Raw genomic sequence first — 15775 nt, 5'->3', positions numbered from 1 at the left:
CAGAATTTCTTTCATTTGAAAACCGTCTCACTGCCCATAATAAGCGTTAGCGCCGTGCTTGCGGTAATAGTGCTTATCAAGCAAATAGTCCGGTATCGTTTCCTTCCCACCGAGCAGCTCCGTCAAAAGCGCCATATGCGCAACCTCATCCAAAATAATACTATTTTCAACTGCTTTTTTAAGATCTTCTCCCCAAGAAAACGGGCCATGTCCGCGAACCACGACGCCAGGAACGGCGGCCACATCCACTTGGTTCCCCCGGAAAGTCTCCACGATAACGTTCCCCGTTTCACCTTCATAGTCACGCGTAATTTCCGCTTCCGTCAGCTGCCGTGTGCACGGCACCTCGCCATAAAAAGCATCTGCATGTGTCGTCCCATAAGCTGGAACCGACCTTCCCGCCTGAGCAAAACTTGCCGCCCATTTCGAATGCGTGTGCACCACCGCGCCAATCCCTTCAAAGTTCTGATACAAAATCACATGCGTAGCCAAATCAGATGAAGGCTTGAGCTGCCCAGAAAACGGCTTCCCTTCGAGATCCGTCACCACCATTTGACTAGGCGCCATCTCCGCATAAGGAACCCCACTCGGCTTAATCACAATCACACCTTCATCGCGGTCGATCGTGCTAACATTTCCCCAAGTCAATTTAACAAGCCCTGCTTCAGGAAGTGCCATATTAGCCTCATAAACCGCTTGTTTTAGTTCAGCGATTCGCTTTTCATCCATGTTGCCGTTGCCTCCTTCCACTTTTCTTCAATGAAACGCTTTGCCGCAACCAATTCCTCATAATAATCAGGACTTGATTCACTCCACATTTCAATCAAAAATGGCCCCGCATAATGCAGCATTTGAAGCGACTTAAACGCCCCAACAAAATCCACACAGCCCGTACCAAACGGAACCTCTTTAAATTTCCCGGGAAATAATCCATCCACTTGAAGTGTATCTTTCAAATGAATCGCTACCGTTTCGGCCATTCCTTCCGCCAGTTCAAAGCCAACATCATTTTCCGGCCAAGCCGATAGATTCCCAATATCTGGATAGACTTTGAGCCACGGAGAAGATCCCAGTTCAGCTTTTATCCGCAAATATTTGGTAATCGAATTGATAAACGGATCATCCATGATTTCAATCGCGAGCACCACTTGTTTCTCGGCAGCCCAGTCAAGTGCCAAACGCAAATTTTCAATGAAATACGCACGCGTTAAGATACTTTTCTCCTCATAGTACACATCATATCCCGCCAGTTGAATCACACGCACGCCAAGATCCGCCGCGAGATCAATAGCTTTTTTCATCATGACAAGCCCCGCTTCACGAGCTTCCTGCTTGTTTGAACCTAGCGGGAAACGTCTGTGTCCGCTTAAACAAATTGAAGGGACTCGGATGCCTGATTCAACACTGAATTGCCGAAATTCTTCACGTTCCTTCCGTGACCAATCTAACCGCGCAAGCCGCTCATCAGATTCATCAATCGAAAGCTCCATAAATTCGAATCCGAGTTCTTTCGCTAAAGCAAATTTATCTTGCCATGAAAAGTGCTTCGGCAAGGCCTTTTCATAAATCCCAAAAGTCGGCTGTTTCATTTTGTGCCACCAAAAATCCGCCGCATTTCCTCTTTCATTTCACGGGCAGCCGCTTTTGGATCCGCACTTTCCGTGATCGAACGCCCAGCAATGAATGTAAACACATCTACACCAGCAAATAATTGCAGCGTTGCCTTCTCAAGACCACCTGTAACAGAAACCCGGAAGCCCATTTCGACTAGCTTTTTAACGCGTGTCAAATCTTTCTCGCCCCAAGTTTCCCCAGCCAAAAGCGCATCCCGACTTTGATGGTACACAGCCTGCGAAATCCCAGCTTCAAGCCACTGTTCCGCATCTTCGTAAGTCCAATTCCCATAAAGTTCCACTTGTAGTTCGGATACTTGCTCGGCCGCTTTTTTCATCGTCGGGATTGTCGCTGAACAAATCACGGTCATCCAGTCCGCCCCCGCATCGCTTGCGTTGCCTGCAACCGTTCCACCTGCATCGGCACATTTCGTATCCGCAACGACAATCTTATCTGGATAAAGTGCCCGCAAGCATTTCACCGCTTGCATTCCTTCCGCCAAACATAGAATTGTTCCGGCTTCAATGATATCAACTTCCTCGCCCACTTTTCTTACCGTTTTGAGCGCTTCACTTAAACTCGATTGATCGAGTGCCACTTGTAAATTTGGAATTGCCATCTTCTTCACTCCTTACTTAAATACTTGGAAACATCCGCCCCGTCAATTAGGTGTAAGACATCCTCCGCGTTTCTTGCCGCTTGTAATTTTTCAATAATCCCCTCTATTTCGAACAGCGCTACAATCTGCGGAATCGCAATGCCTGTATGAATATCGCTTGAAGTTGCGGCGAGCGCCAAAAGTACTTCCACTCGTTTCCCATCTGAGAATGACACGGGCTTTTCGAGGGTAATCAAGCTAAAAGCATCACGACAAACGCCGTCCTCGGGCCTTGCATGCGGCATCGCCATTCCTTCCATTAAAACGTAATAAGGACCAAATTTTTCTGTTGAACGGATGATCGCCTCGCCGTATCTCGGTTCAACGGCACCGCTTTCGACAAGCGGTGCCACAGCCTTCAAAACGCCTTCCTGCCAAGTCGCGGCTGTTTCGTTAAGTCGGATCGAATGGTTATCGACAAGCGATTGTTTTAAGGAAACCGAACTCATCTGAATCCCTCCTATGCAAGACTTTCTGCTAGTTTTGATTTGATTTCCGTGTCATCCATCAAGTTTTCTAGCCCAAGCAATTTCCCGTTTGTGCGTCCATCCAGTTCATGAATCAAATGTTTGGATGCGACAACGATGTCATAACTTGCCGCTTGTGATTTCGCTTCGCCGACACTGCAGTAATCCACTGTAAAGTCTGCCACATTCATTTCTCGAAGTGCCTTTTCAATTTTCATTTTAATGACCATGCTCGATCCCATTCCATTCCCGCATGCCGCTAATACTTTTAACATCTTGAATTCCTCCTCTAATTTTATTCAAGTCCTTGTTCGTAAGCTTCTTTGCTTTTCGCGCGTTTGTATTGCAAAATCGGCACCAATAAAAACAAAATGACCAGAATCGCATAACCGATAACACCCAGTTTATCCATAATTACTGCTGCCCATGGCCAGTAAAGTTCAAAGTCGATGTTTCCGTGCCAGCCGCCGAACTTATAAAGCCCAACGAACATGACAGCAAAGGCGCTAATCGCTACTTGGAGAACGCCCGAAACAAATGAACAAATCAGCGCCGCACGAGTTCCACCACGCTTATTGGCGTAAATGGCAATCGTCGCATTATCGAAAAACACGGGCACGAAGCCAGTAATAATGAGCACTGGTGATTTGAAAACGATCAAGCCAAGAATCGTGATAAATTGCCCGATAGCGCCAGCAATAAAACCAAATAAAATCGCATTTGGCGGGGCAAAATTGTAAGTCGCCGCGCAATCCACCGCCGGAAGCGCTCCCGGTAAGATCCGATTAGAAATCCCTTGGAAACTGTTTGTGAGTTCCGCAACAAACATCCGAACCCCTTGCATCAGGATCGCGAGATAAACAGCGAACATCAGCGATTGCTGCAAAATATACATTGGGAATGAAGTTGTTGCCGTGAATTCAGGATTGATACTGCGCATATAATCTTCGCCAAGAATAACCATGATCGTCCCGAAGAAAAGTAACATTAGCGTTCCGGTTGCCACAATATTGTCGTGAAAAATCGAGAGCCATTTTGGCAATTTGATATTATCGAGATTTTTATCTTTGTCGCCGAGTTTTCCCGCTACCTTATCGGTTAACCAGACAGCGATCATTTGTTGGTGTCCAATAGCAAACCCTGCATTTCCCGTTAAGCGCTGGGTAGGGCCAACCGTCAAATTGGAGGTTACGCCCCAGTAAAGTCCTGTTAGGATGCCCACCATGATGGCTCCCGTTACATTGCGGAATTCTGGGAAAATAAAGAACACAATCCATGTAACTGTAGCCGCTTGTTGAACCATGATGTGCCCTGTGATGAATAACGTCCTTACTTTGGTAAATTTGCGGAATAGCACAAGCAAAATGTTAAGGATAAATCCGACAAGTAGCGCAATCATCGTCCATGAAGTGGTCAGACCGATGGATTTCATCGCCGCATTGACTGCGTTCAAGCCAAAATACGGATCGATAACCGCGGCATCCAAGTGAAATCTGTCATTTAGTCCTGCAAGGATGGGTCTAAAAGTGGATACAAGCCCGGCCGCCCCAACATTTAAAATCATGTAGCCAACGGTTGCCTTTACAAATCCAGCAAAGCATTCATAAATGGGCTTTTTAAGTAGTAAGTAGCCGATAAAAACGATAATTCCGATGAAAAACTCGGGTTTCTGCAAAATATTATTAGCAAACCATTCAAAACAGCTTAATAAAATATTCATTCTAGTCTCTGCTCCTTTTTACTTGCTGATTTTATAAAAACGAAGGAAAAGGAAGATCTGGATTCGTGGTAAACACATCGTGAAAGCCGCGATCAAAATTGAATTCCAACCGGTCTTGGTCATTTGGATAGGTAAACTTGCCGCCAACTTGCCAGATAAAAGGTTTAAATTGATATTGCAAGCGGTCTTTTTTCATTTTCCAAAGTGTCAAAATTTCCTTTGGATCCGCTGCAAAATTGGACCAAATGTCATAGTGAACGGGGATAACTACTTTCGCATTAAGGGATTCCGCCATGCGCAACATATCAATTGAGGTCACTTTATCTGTAATGCCACGCGGATTCTCTCCAAACGCCCCTAGGCAAACGTCGATTTTGTGTTCATTTCCATGGCGAGCAAACTGGTTGGCATAATGCGAATCCCCTGCGTGGTAAAGCGAGCCTCCAGATGTTTCAAACAAATAGTTGACCGCAATTTGATCCATATCCTGCGGCAGCTTGCCTGCCAATGTTTCGCCTTCCGAAGCCGTGACAAGCGCCGTCCGGTCAAAGGCTTCAAGCGCCGTAATCTTCACAGATTTCACCTGCACCACATCCCCAGGTTTCACAACAACGCATCTTTCTTTCGGAACTCCCCAGCCAATCCAAGTTTCCACGACTTCTTTCGGTCCGATGAAGGGAACACTTTCCGAACTATTTTGAAGAACCGCGGCTGCCGTATTAATATCCAAGTGATCCGAATGGATATGGGTTACAACAAGCGCGTCAACTCCTTGCATAGCAAATGGATCGATCACAAACGGCTGCGTTCGCAAATTCGGCTGTAAATTCCGAACACCACTCATTCGCTGCATTTGATGCCCGTTTTTCATCTTGCCGTTCCCGTGCGTGCGCTTCCCTGTTCCGCACCATAAGTCACACAAAATGTTCGTATCTTCATGTGTCTTTAGCCAAATCCCTGTGCAACCCAGCCACCACATGGCAAAACTACCCTTTTCAACTTGTGTCGCTTCAATTTCTTCGTTTAACCAAGTTCCCCATTCTGGGAAGGTTGATAAAATCCAATTTTCACGTGTTACTTCGTTAATCTGACTCATTTTCTTCTCTCCTCTTCCTAAAAAGTAAGCGCTTTATATTTTTATAATAAGAAAGCTTGCCAACAAAAAACAGACCAACCTTGCCACACTAAAACTGTGCGGAGGTGGTCTGTTTTATATTTATCCAATTGTGTTACTTCCAATTCGGCTTGCTTACTTTCATCATAGATCGTGAATTACTTTTCTCTCAAGCAAATTCTACAGGCAAGTCCGTTTCGGCTTTCAAGCGGATTTCTTTTTGCGCTGAATTCGTTACACCAACTGGAGTCGTGACGTCACAGCCTTTTTCTTGCAGTTTTGCCAAATCAAATGTTAGAAGCATATCTCCCGTTTGCTAGGGTTTTGATTTTATTAGGATACAAGTTTAAGCCCGATAGCCGCGCTTAGAACCACTGCGATAAATACGAGACGCTTCCAATCTTTCGATTCATGATAAAACAGCATGCCAAGAATAGCTCCCCCAGAGGCGCCTATTCCCGTCCAAATGGCGTAAGCTGTTCCCATCGGGATTGTTTTCATCGCGTAAGCGAGGAAAACAAAGCTAAGGCCAAATCCAAGAACCAGTAACAAAAAAGCTCGCAGATTTTGATCTTTGTGTAATTTATTAATCATTAGCACTCCGAACATTTCAAAAATCCCTGCCATAATCAACGCTAGCCAAGCCATTATGCTTCACCTTCCTTTGTGGTTTGATCTTTTGTCACGAGTTTAAGTCCGATCACACCAGCCAAAAGCAGTAAAATAAGTAGTACTTTAGCCAGTTTAAACGGTTCTCCGAAAAAGAGAATTTCTGAAAACACGGTTCCTGCTGTTCCAAGTCCGACAAAAATGGCATAAACTGTTCCAACTGGTAATTTACGCCCTGCCATAATCATGAGGGAGAAGCTAATAATGATTGCTATGATGGTTCCTATCCACTCCACTGTACCTGTTGCATGTTTAAGCCCAATCACCCAAAAAACTTCGAAAATTACTGCGATAAAAACTTTAATCCAATTTGCATTCACCTTAAAAACCTCCAATTTTTGAATATAAAAAAGCCTGGGAGACAACTGATAGATTAATCAGTTTCTCCCAGGCTTTTATCCTTCCGTGACATCGCCAAAAAACGATGAGTTTTCTCTCGGACCAGCCCAGCAAAAATGCTGCGGAACCCTAGAAAACCTTTAAGTTATTTTGTTATTAAGTAATATTATACACAATTATAAAAAAAACGCAATGTTAGTCTATTCGGTTGTTCTTGATGGCTTCACGCCAACAAAAATTACAACTATAAGATATAGGACTAAAACAACTGCAAGTACAATCGAGTCTTCAAACTTCGGCATATATGTTGCTACTTCTACCAAGAAACCTGTTAAAATGAAAAACGCAATAAAACTCTTACTAAGTCCCGCATCTCTAGCTCTTCTAAAAAACTGGGTAAGAAGCGGGAAAAAAGTTATAATTTCAAAGATGGTTGCCGCTAGCGGAAAAGTAACGTATAAAGTGAACATCACTAGCACAATCCACAAAGCTATATACCAAAACTCACTTCGCGTAGCTTTTCCTTTAAAATTAAAATAGTTTCTCCAAAAAGTCACAAAGGCCTGTCCAAAACTCATTTCTTCATTTTCCTTTCGTCCAATTCTAGTTGCATTTATCTTTTTTATTTTCCCATATTTTCTGCCTTGCTGCCTAGTTCGGTCGCGAAACCGAAATTTATCTATGAGCCATTCGAAAAATGCTCGTTGGATAGTTTTCCCAATGATTTAGCCATAAAAAGAGCCTAGCAGTCTACTCAAATAGAATCATGCCTTGCTCTTCTATTCCTGCTGTAAATTTTCACCTGTCTAATAAAAGAACAACTGATTCTCGCTATTCATTCCAAAATAAAAGCCACTAAAAAGTGGCTTTTAAATTTTTAGTTGAACCAGCCTTTCACGCCATCTACCACATAGTTTCCAATTCCTTGGAAGAAGCCGCCCACTGCTTTTGCAGAACGCGAAAAGACGCCTGCTTTTTCCACATCTTCGCCCGCTAAAACGGGAATGCTTGCTGACTGTTTGCCATCTACATAACCAAGGTTGTCTCCGCCTTTAAGCGAAAGCGACATTGTTCCAAGCTTATCTCCCTTTTTCACAGGTGCTGTTACGGTTTTATTTTTTAGCGTGACTTTTGTATCCACTTTTGGCTTACCCGCCGCATTCGGCACGACAAGTGACACGTCTTTTCCTGCTGTGAGTGAAACTGTGCTTTCTTTCCCATCTTCTACTTTTGCTGAGGCTGGTTTCTTAATTTTGCTGCCTTTTTTCTGAACTTCTTCTAGCTTAAAGTTATCAAATGCATAATCGAGCATTTTATTGGTTTCGTCAAAACGCGCACTGTTGTGCTGACCGCTGCCTTTTCCGCCGTTAGCATGAAGGACAACGGTAATTACGCGCATGCCATTTTGAGTGGCTGTTGCAGTCAAACACATTCCAGCATAATCAGTCGTTCCGGTTTTCAGTCCATCTACACCTTTGCGACCATAAATAAGTCCCGGAAGCAGCCAGTTCCAGTTGCTCATCGCAATTCGGTCAGATGTTCCAGGGCGGAAATCTTTTTTCGTTGTGCTCGCTGTTTTGAGAACTTCAGGATAGTCTTGAATCAAGTGTTGCGCAAGTTTCGCCATGCCCTTTGCAGTCATTTTGTTTTCATCATTTTTATCGCCAACTTGCTGCATGCCCTTCAAATCCGAGTTGTTCAAGCCTGTCGAATTGACAAAATGGTGCTCACCAAGTTTGAGTTGTTCGGCTTTTTTGTTCATCATTTTCACAAAGTCGCCTTCCGAACCGGCCATTTTTTCAGCAAGAGCAATCGCCGCTCCATTCGCCGAATAAATCGCCATCGCTTCATAAAGCTCTTTCACAGTGTACTCTTCTCCTTCACGTAAAGGCACGTTTGAGAGGGAAGTATCTTGCGAAATTTTGTGAGCGTACTCGGAAATTTTCACCTTGTCATCCCAGCTGATTTTTTTCGCATCCATTTGCTCGAAAAGAATATATTCATCCATCATTTTCGTCATCGAAGCAATCCCCATCATCTTGTCTGCATCTTTTGAATAAAGAATTTTCCCGGTGCTTTCTTCGATTGCAATCGCTCCGTTTGCATTAATTGTTGGCGCATCTGCCGCAGCCGCTGAATTTGGTGCAAAAACAAGTCCAGAAATTGCCAAAGTTCCTGCCATAACGACAGCGCCGATTTTATTCCATAATTTTTTCAAAATACCTTCTCCTTTATTCAAAGCTGCTTCTTTGCAACAGCCAGTTATTCAATTCATTTCAAATTTTGTCATTTTTATTTACACATGGATTTATTTTAACATGAATAAAAGGCAACGTATAGGAGATGATCGGCATAAATCGAACTCATTTATCATTCAAATATCCTAGGTCAAAATATTCAGTGGATTTCCGGGGTTTACTTTCTCTTTTTTTCTTGAACTTAGAATTGGGTGTAGATTACACCTAGAAAGGGGAAAAACATTCACATGTAACATCCTGAAACTATTTAATATATTAGCAAAAAAATAAGCCTTCATACCTATATGATTTTTCTGTTTATTTTAGATATTTTTATATAAAACTTTCCAAACACATCAACATTTAGGAGTGGAGTCACACTTTAGAAATTAGTGTTCCACTTTTCTATTGACACCCATCTTATGTCTACTTTATTGATATCTCTCCACCTATTCGCTTCATTCTTTTTTCAGTGTAGCAGAAAACGAGAGTAACTCTCAAAGAAAATTCCTTGAAAGCTCTCTCGTTCCATTTAAAAATCATCATCTTCAAATTTTTTTGGTTCTTCATAGCGGTAAATCCCAAGTTTCCCTGTCTCCAGTACCTGATTTGCCAAATCTGTTAGTGAAAATAAACCGCGACTGATTAAAGCTTCGAGTAGCATCGGAATATTCACGCCTGTTAAAAGCTCCGCTTGCACAAACTTATCCAGATTCCTAACTAAAACATTAAAAGGAGTCCCTCCTTTTAAATCTGTCAAAAATAAAATCCCTTCATCTACATTTAGCTTGGTTACTGCATGTTCAATTTTAACGGCTAGATCTTCTGGCGTTTCCCCTGTATCAAAAAATGTATATCCGACATTTTCTTGTTCCCCGCAGATCATTTCAGCTGATTGAATCAATTCACGTGCAGCATTCCCGTGCATACAAACAAAAACTGCTTTCACATTTGCCACACTCCTTAATACTTCAATTGACGATAATAACGTCTGATTTCCATTGGGTGGCGGTTAATTCTTTCGATGTGTACATCAATCCGATTGTTTACTGCATGAAGAATAAACGGCGAAAGTGCTCCTCGGAATTTTTCTGAGATCCCGGGTACGTCATAGTCTTTAGCATCAATAACGGTGTAATTTCCGCAAATTTGTGGAATGAAATTCACTACTCTTTCACTCAATGATCGCTGGCTATCTTCTGTCACATAAATCGTAACCGGCGTGTCGCGCTCCACAATTTCAAACATACCATGGAAAAACTCATGCGCTTCAATTGATTTTGTCTTGAGCCAGTGCTGTTCTTCCCAATAACACATTGCATAAGAATAAGTCGCTCCCCACTGGTTTCCCGCCCCAACAAAATAATGCATATCATCGTCATGGTGAGCTTCTGCGAAATTTTTTCCAAATTCATCAGCTGCTTTTTCCACTTCAACAATACCCTTTGCAAAATGAGCATCCATTTCTGCGTAGAATTCCTCATAATCTTCAAATTCACCAGCAAGTTGCATCAAACGGTCTCCCACCATAAAGAACTTCAATTGTTCATTTAGCGGATAAGAAATCAAATGGTCTACCATACCAGCAAGGGCCGCTTCCTTTTCATCAATAAAGCCTAGTACTGTCGCACCGATTTCGTTACATTTTTTAACAGCAGCCACAACTTCTTCAGTGCTTCCGGTAACTGAAGAAATAATCACAAATGTATCTTTCGTAATTCGCTTATTTCCTGTTGTTAAAAAAACAGCGGCATTTTCATAAAAAATTTCCATGCTTGATTTTTCTTTCATATGAACAACAGCTTGCATCGCCGAAGCGTAAGTACCACCAATTCCAAGCCAGCATACATTTTGAAACCCACGTTCATAAATTGCATCCACAACTTCATTGATTTGCGGTCGAAGTTTCAGCGCACCTTCCATATTTTTTAATATCGCTTGTTCGTCAAATTTCAACATTTTCATTCCTACTTTCTTTCTTAAATTTTTGAACCCGTTATGTTGTCGAACTCTGGATAGGCTGAAATTTCCAAATTGATTCCTTTCCATTGTGAAACTTTATAAGCTAGTAAATGCACTGGGATAGTAGTAAAAAGTGACGCAAGATACTCACTTGTTTGAACACCGAGCATCAGATCACGAGCTTGTCTTTCTTCCACTTTATCTGCGTAAATCGTATACACTGTCTCCACGTGCCCCGCCAAAAATTGTTTCAATTTTTCAGCACGACCTTCAAGTTTCCCGTGAGGTTCAATAAAGAAAATTCGATCCGTTTTCGCTAAACCAATATAGGGACCGTGCATGTATTCTTCTAATTCTTTACCAAAAGCAGAAATCCGTACCGTTTCCGTGATCTTCGTCTCGCCTTCTCGCGCAACGCCATAAGTACTTCCATAACCGACAAAAATCATTCGATCAGCCGTTAAAAATTCTTCTTTTAATCCTTCAATCCACTGTTCAGCTTTTGCAATCACTTCTGGCAAGAAACAAGAGATTTTTCTCATCTCATCCAGTTCCTTTTCGTAGTCTTCCACGTTTAGTCGTTTCATTTGATGCGCAAGCTCCAGCGCTAACAAATCCAAAATGAGAATCGTCGCACTATAACCAGCTGTGACATAAGGCATTTCTTCCAGTCCCATGCCCATCCCAATCACATGCTTCGCTGTTTTCGCAATTGGACTTTCAGGGTCACTCGTCAAAGTAAAGACTGTTCCTCCGTATTTTTCAATTTCTTCCACGATATGAATCGTTGAGTAACTATGACCACCTTGTGAAATAGCCATATATAGTGTCTTTTGATTCAAATGCATCATATAATTAGCTGCAAAAGAAGGCTCCTCAATATAAATGGGAATCTGCAATTTGCTTGCCATATAAGGTTGTGCTGCAAAAGCTGCATTTGAACTGGAACCAGTTGCAAAAATAACAATGGACTCGTAACTAGCCAATTCCGTAGCTGATAATTGTGTTATTTCCTGCAAAATATCATGTCTGTTTTGCAAAATGTTTTGATAAATCGTTTGTTCGAGATTGATATAATCTTCCATACTTTTCATCTTTTCACCCACCTATTTTAGTAAACCTGTATAAGCGCCTAAGATACCAATTGCCGCAATCATCAATAAAATCCAATGAGCTTTTAGCCCTTTTTTATCTAACCAAAAGATAAAGAGTGTGAATAACAGCGGTAAAATCCCTGGAACGATGCCATCAAAAATACTTTGAATACTTACGGCATCTTTCCCTGTTCCAAACTTAAGCGGCATTTCAAGCGTTACCATCGTAGCAACCATTGCTCCAACTACGCTTAATCCAAGCACGGATGCTCCATAAGAGAGCTTCGCCATCAGTCCAGTTTTTTGTACTTTCTCGATAAAGCCAGCGCCGATGTTGTATCCGATAAATAACCCATAATAACGTGCGGCAATCGCTGGAATGTTAAAAATAAGCAAGAATAAAATTGGGCCTAGAATATTTCCTTGTAAAGCAAGCGAAGTTCCCACCCCAGTTGCAATAACTCGAAGTGTCCCCCAGAAAAACGAATCTCCTAGCCCGCTAAGAGGACCCATCAACGCCACTTTAATATTATTAATGGAATCCGTTTCAAACTCTGGATCTTTTGCTGACTCTTCTTCCATGGCTACAGAAATCCCAAGTGGAAATGTGGAAAGCCAAGGCGTCACATTGTAGAACTCTAAATGACGTTGATAAGAAGCGATTCGCTTTTCTTTATTGCCTTCAAAAATTTTATCAAGCGCTGGAATCATGGCGAACGAATAACCCAAGTTCGATTGTCGCTCATAGTTCCAAGCCCATTCCATCGTGAAAGAGCGCCAAAAAACTTTCATCAAGTCTTTTTTGGTGAGTGTTTTAGAACTCTTCATCTTCATAGTCGATTCCTCCCTCTTTAGCAAGCTTCGAATCTGAATCTTTCGAATTTTGATTCGTTTGTTTGTCATCTTTAAATGCGGCATAGCCAGTTAAAATAAGCGCAAGACACGCTCCAAAAATAGCAACTCCTGTAACTGGAACTTTTAAATAGACAGCAAGTGCAAAACCAAATGCAAAAAACACGGCATTTTTTTTGTTGATCATCAGTTTAAGTAACAAAGCAAAACCATATGCCGGAAGAAGGCCTGTCGCGATTCCAAGACCATCAATCACAAATTGTGGAATTACATCCAAAATAGTTTTAATTACTCCGTTTCCTGCGATAAATGAAAAAGCTACAATCAAACCGATAGGTAAGTTAATGGAGAAAAATCCACCCCAAAGCTGCATTCGGTCAATTCCTTTTGAATTTCCTTCCTCTGCGTAGCGATCTGCTTTATGAACGAAGTAAGGTAAGACAAAAATAAAGCAAAGGTTTTTAAGTATGAGAACGAGTGATGCAATTGGGATCCCAAGCGCTAGTGCAACGGCCGTTCCTTCACCTGCTCCAATGGCAAAAGCCGTTCCAAGAACACTTCCGGAAATGATTTCTGGTGGGATAGATGCTCCGATAGAAAACGCTCCAACAAAAGCAAGTTCAAGGGTTGCCCCCATGATAATCCCCGTTGTAACATCTCCCATGATGATTCCTGTAATGGTACATGTCACGAGTGGACGCGACAGCATCGAGGAACCAAATAGATATTCTGCATTAGCAAGCATTGCTGTAAGCCCTAATAGAATAGCTATAATGATATTATTTTCCATGAACTTTGTTTCCCTCCTCTTTTATGCTTCAAATGAAATCTTTTTTTCACTTGGAACTTGTTGAATGAATACATCAATTTGCTTCTGCTTTAATTCCGTTAATTTCGCTACTTCTTCGGATGTTAAGTTCACCGCCTTCGAAAAATTCTTCGTTCCTTCGCGCTGCTTCGTTCCACCTAAATTGAGCAACGAAATTTGTCCGTTAACTCCTTCAATTAGTTTGTAAGCGTCATCAACAGATTCCACAACGATAAGCATCTTATATTTATCGGTTACACCTGAATTAATCGCTTCGATACTATCTGCAATGCTCTTCATTACTAGTTTAGCGCCGTCTGGCTTCGCAAGTCGGATGGCAGATTTACGGAAATCATCCCCAGCCACACTGTCATTAGCAACTAAAATGGTATTAACATCCAGAGCACCGAACCAAGATACGGCTACTTGTCCATGAAGTAAGCGGTGATCTACTCGCAAGAATTCAATCATTTTTCTTCCTCCTCTAAAACTATTAGTTAAAGTCAATCATATATTCAGTTAACATCGCATTTTCATAGCGATAGCCTACTGCTACTAGGGAATTTGCGTCGTCATAATAAACTGTACTCAATTTGACGACCGGTGTATCTTCATCGATTTGCAGGTACTTCATTTGTTCTTGTGTACTTTTAACAAGTTGCAGCTCCTGTTCAAGCGCAAATAGTGCCTGCCTGCCAGAATTTACTAACTCTAAAATGCTTACAATTTGTAAATCCTTGACCCTTAAATTGGGATAAAGACTAAGTGGCAAAAGCAAAATCTCCATCCGGTGTGCATCATTATTTTTTTGAAGCAGACGAATAAAATAAAGCAATTCATTTTCTTTGATTCCAAACTTTTGCGCATAAAATTTTCCCGCTTTGCGCATATAAAAGTCTTTAACTTCTCGAACTGCTGACTCGGCAGAACCGCTTTTCATTACACCTGTCATTTCCAAGATATTCTGCGTTGTTAACTTTGGTTCCACATATAAGCCAACGCCATTTTTACGAATCACAAGCTTTTCTGCTACTAAGAGGTCAACTGCTCGGCGAATCGTTGTCCGACTACTTGAAAAAATCGTTTGTAATTCTTTTTCACTGGGCATGAGCATTCCTGGCTTATATTCTTCTCGTTCAATTTTCTCTTTCAACTCGTCTGCAACTTTTTGAAATAAAGGTTTTTTCTCGCTCATTGTTCTTCCTCATCTTCTAAATAATCAAATATATTTGTCGCATTAATTTTATAAGTGACTTGATTTCCAATTAAATATTGTTTGCTATATTCAATAGGCTCATCGTTTTGATCGAACGCCTTACTGGTGATTTCAAATAGCGGTGTATGAAGGGGCACTTCCAGTAATTTTGCTTGACTCTGATCCGCACGAATAAAACGAATTTCTTCGCGACCATAAGTAGGCGTTACCCCAAACCGCTCTTTTAAAGCACTATATAGCGACCTGTTTTCAAAGTTCAACGCTTCAATTCCAGAAAATTGTTCAGCATTTAGATATGAAATTTCATACATAAACGGTTGACCATCAATGGCTCTTTTTCTTTTAAGCTCAAAAAGTTTCTGTCTCGCAGATAGCTGTAAAAATAAATTTATTTCTTTTTGTCCTGCTATTAGCCCGCTATCAAGAACTTGGATGGATTGCTGCTGATTTTTATTATTTAGCTGCTCACTCATCGAATTCATAGCTAACAAATTAATAGTTTGCTTCTCGTTAATTTCCATGCCTTCGCGGTTATTTTTCTTGATAGCGCCTTCTTTTTCAAGCACATCAAGTGAACGCCTTAGTGAGGTTCGGCTTATCCCGAGTTCAATTCCAAGCGTTCGTTCAGACGGAAGTTCTTTTGCGCCAACTGCTGTTTTTTCTTGGATAATGACTCGAAGTTTCTCTTCTCCAAGGACTGATGGTGATAAATCTTTGTACTCCATACGCAAACACCCTTTCCTGGTATTCATTACCAAATAACTCGTATTTTTTAAGTCTTATAACCACTTGAAATATGTTTAATCATTTTTTAAAAGATACAGGTTTATTGTTTTTAAATACCAATATCATTGTAAGCGGTTTCGATTTAATAGTCAATACCTTTTCTAAAATTAATCTGTAACCTTTAAGGCCATTCACATTCAAAAAAGCCAGTCAAACTTGGGCACTGCACGCCTATAATGAGACTTGAATAAAAAACTACTTTCCCCCTGTTAATTCTTTGTACTGAACAAGGGATAAGA

The 15775-nt window shown here is 41.5% G+C and carries 20 protein-coding genes and 1 riboswitch; all 20 genes read right to left on the bottom strand.

Annotated features, from left to right (window positions below; translation table 11 throughout):
- Positions 1-27 precede the first annotated feature (27 nt).
- The gene (araD, locus tag HCK02_RS04930) at positions 28-729 is read right to left on the bottom strand and encodes an L-ribulose-5-phosphate 4-epimerase AraD (RefSeq protein ID WP_167628994.1); all 702 of its coding nucleotides are present in this window, start codon (positions 727-729) and stop codon (positions 28-30) included.
- Positions 702-1589 (bottom strand): L-ribulose-5-phosphate 3-epimerase, encoded by an 888-nt coding sequence (locus tag HCK02_RS04925; protein ID WP_167628993.1) that lies wholly within the window; start codon positions 1587-1589, stop codon positions 702-704. The genes araD and HCK02_RS04925 overlap by 28 nt, the downstream gene beginning before the upstream one ends.
- Complete coding sequence (locus HCK02_RS04920) at positions 1586-2233, bottom strand: 3-keto-L-gulonate-6-phosphate decarboxylase UlaD (protein ID WP_167628992.1); 648 nt, start codon at positions 2231-2233, stop codon at positions 1586-1588. The genes HCK02_RS04925 and HCK02_RS04920 overlap by 4 nt, the downstream gene beginning before the upstream one ends.
- Before the next feature lie 5 nt (positions 2234-2238).
- On the bottom strand, positions 2239-2721 hold the full coding sequence (locus HCK02_RS04915; RefSeq protein ID WP_167628991.1) for a PTS sugar transporter subunit IIA: 483 nt from the start codon (positions 2719-2721) through the stop codon (positions 2239-2241).
- Between the two features lie 11 nt (positions 2722-2732).
- On the bottom strand, positions 2733-3014 hold the full coding sequence (locus tag HCK02_RS04910; RefSeq protein WP_167628990.1) for a PTS sugar transporter subunit IIB: 282 nt from the start codon (positions 3012-3014) through the stop codon (positions 2733-2735).
- Between the two features lie 20 nt (positions 3015-3034).
- Complete coding sequence (gene ulaA, locus HCK02_RS04905; RefSeq protein ID WP_115753455.1) at positions 3035-4459, bottom strand: PTS ascorbate transporter subunit IIC; 1425 nt, start codon at positions 4457-4459, stop codon at positions 3035-3037.
- 31 nt (positions 4460-4490) lie between these two features.
- Positions 4491-5555: an L-ascorbate 6-phosphate lactonase gene (ulaG, locus tag HCK02_RS04900; protein WP_167628989.1), complete on the bottom strand. Its 1065-nt coding sequence runs from the start codon at positions 5553-5555 to the stop codon at positions 4491-4493.
- Positions 5556-5742: 187 nt separating this feature from the next.
- The gene (locus HCK02_RS14190; RefSeq protein WP_281348870.1) at positions 5743-5877 is read right to left on the bottom strand and encodes a hypothetical protein; all 135 of its coding nucleotides are present in this window, start codon (positions 5875-5877) and stop codon (positions 5743-5745) included.
- A 29-nt stretch (positions 5878-5906) separates the two neighbouring features.
- Complete coding sequence (locus tag HCK02_RS04895; RefSeq protein ID WP_167628988.1) at positions 5907-6221, bottom strand: DMT family transporter; 315 nt, start codon at positions 6219-6221, stop codon at positions 5907-5909.
- Positions 6221-6562, bottom strand: coding sequence for a DMT family transporter (locus HCK02_RS04890; protein WP_167628987.1), 342 nt, complete (start codon positions 6560-6562; stop codon positions 6221-6223). Before HCK02_RS04890 ends, HCK02_RS04895 begins: the two co-directional genes overlap by 1 nt.
- A gap of 62 nt (positions 6563-6624) precedes the next feature.
- Positions 6625-6725: riboswitch (guanidine-I (ykkC/yxkD leader) on the bottom strand.
- 56 nt (positions 6726-6781) lie between these two features.
- Positions 6782-7159 carry a DUF805 domain-containing protein gene (locus HCK02_RS04885; RefSeq protein WP_167628986.1) on the bottom strand — a complete coding sequence of 126 codons (378 nt, stop codon included), beginning with the start codon at positions 7157-7159 and terminating at the stop codon, positions 6782-6784.
- 299 nt (positions 7160-7458) lie between these two features.
- Complete coding sequence (pbpD1, locus tag HCK02_RS04880) at positions 7459-8763, bottom strand: D-alanyl-D-alanine carboxypeptidase PBPD1 (RefSeq protein WP_167629021.1); 1305 nt, start codon at positions 8761-8763, stop codon at positions 7459-7461.
- 587 nt (positions 8764-9350) lie between these two features.
- Positions 9351-9767, bottom strand: coding sequence for a PTS sugar transporter subunit IIA (locus HCK02_RS04875; protein WP_167628985.1), 417 nt, complete (start codon positions 9765-9767; stop codon positions 9351-9353).
- 14 nt (positions 9768-9781) lie between these two features.
- Complete coding sequence (locus tag HCK02_RS04870; protein ID WP_167628984.1) at positions 9782-10777, bottom strand: SIS domain-containing protein; 996 nt, start codon at positions 10775-10777, stop codon at positions 9782-9784.
- Positions 10778-10797: 20 nt separating this feature from the next.
- The gene (locus HCK02_RS04865) at positions 10798-11874 is read right to left on the bottom strand and encodes an SIS domain-containing protein (RefSeq protein ID WP_167628983.1); all 1077 of its coding nucleotides are present in this window, start codon (positions 11872-11874) and stop codon (positions 10798-10800) included.
- 12 nt (positions 11875-11886) lie between these two features.
- The gene (locus tag HCK02_RS04860; protein ID WP_167628982.1) at positions 11887-12708 is read right to left on the bottom strand and encodes a PTS system mannose/fructose/sorbose family transporter subunit IID; all 822 of its coding nucleotides are present in this window, start codon (positions 12706-12708) and stop codon (positions 11887-11889) included.
- Entirely contained in the window at positions 12689-13516 is an 828-nt protein-coding gene (locus HCK02_RS04855) for a PTS mannose/fructose/sorbose/N-acetylgalactosamine transporter subunit IIC (RefSeq protein WP_167628981.1), read from the bottom strand. The genes HCK02_RS04860 and HCK02_RS04855 overlap by 20 nt, the downstream gene beginning before the upstream one ends.
- A 21-nt stretch (positions 13517-13537) precedes the next feature.
- Positions 13538-14005 carry a PTS sugar transporter subunit IIB gene (locus HCK02_RS04850; RefSeq protein WP_167628980.1) on the bottom strand — a complete coding sequence of 156 codons (468 nt, stop codon included), beginning with the start codon at positions 14003-14005 and terminating at the stop codon, positions 13538-13540.
- A 22-nt stretch (positions 14006-14027) separates the two neighbouring features.
- Positions 14028-14729, bottom strand: a complete 702-nt coding sequence (locus HCK02_RS04845) for a GntR family transcriptional regulator (RefSeq protein WP_167628979.1) — start codon at positions 14727-14729, stop codon at positions 14028-14030.
- Positions 14726-15475: a GntR family transcriptional regulator gene (locus HCK02_RS04840; protein WP_167628978.1), complete on the bottom strand. Its 750-nt coding sequence runs from the start codon at positions 15473-15475 to the stop codon at positions 14726-14728. The genes HCK02_RS04845 and HCK02_RS04840 overlap by 4 nt, the downstream gene beginning before the upstream one ends.
- Between the last annotated feature and the right edge of the window lie 300 nt (positions 15476-15775).

The organism is Listeria valentina (genome assembly GCF_011800755.1).
Classification (GTDB): domain Bacteria; phylum Bacillota; class Bacilli; order Lactobacillales; family Listeriaceae; genus Listeria; species Listeria valentina.
Note: the sequence above shows the minus strand (reverse complement) of the source record. Positions and strands in the feature narration are given on the sequence as shown.